We start from the raw sequence: 368 nt of genomic DNA, 5'->3' as shown, positions 1-368 counted from the left end.
CCAACGTCAACCTGCCCGACCAGGCCGACTGCGACGCCCACGGCATCGACTACCAGCCCTGCGTCCTGCCCGGCGACGTCACCACCCGCCAGCGCCGCCACGGCGACTTCATGTGGCGCCAGTTCTACAACATGGTCCGCGTCGGCGCCCAGGGCATCTACATCTCCATGTTCGACGAGTACAACGAGGGCAACCAGATCGCCAAGACCGCAGAAACCCTCGCCGACGTCCCCGCCAACTCCGGCATGCTCGCCCTCGACGAGGACGGCACCGCCTGCTCGGCCGATTACTACCTGCGCCTGACCGGCGACGGCGGCCGGATGCTCAAGGGCCAGATCCCCCTCACCGCCACCCGCCCCACCCCACCC

Annotated in this window: 1 protein-coding gene; it reads left to right on the top strand. The window is 69.0% G+C overall.

The window, feature by feature from the left end:
* Positions 1 to 368: glycoside hydrolase family 71/99 protein (locus ACSC1Q_RS43185; protein WP_436764543.1), on the top strand; the 368-nt coding region annotated here is incomplete at both ends.

This window comes from Streptosporangium heterodermiicola (genome assembly GCF_051390675.1).
Taxonomy (GTDB): domain Bacteria; phylum Actinomycetota; class Actinomycetes; order Streptosporangiales; family Streptosporangiaceae; genus Streptosporangium.
Note: the sequence above shows the minus strand (reverse complement) of the source record. Positions and strands in the feature narration are given on the sequence as shown.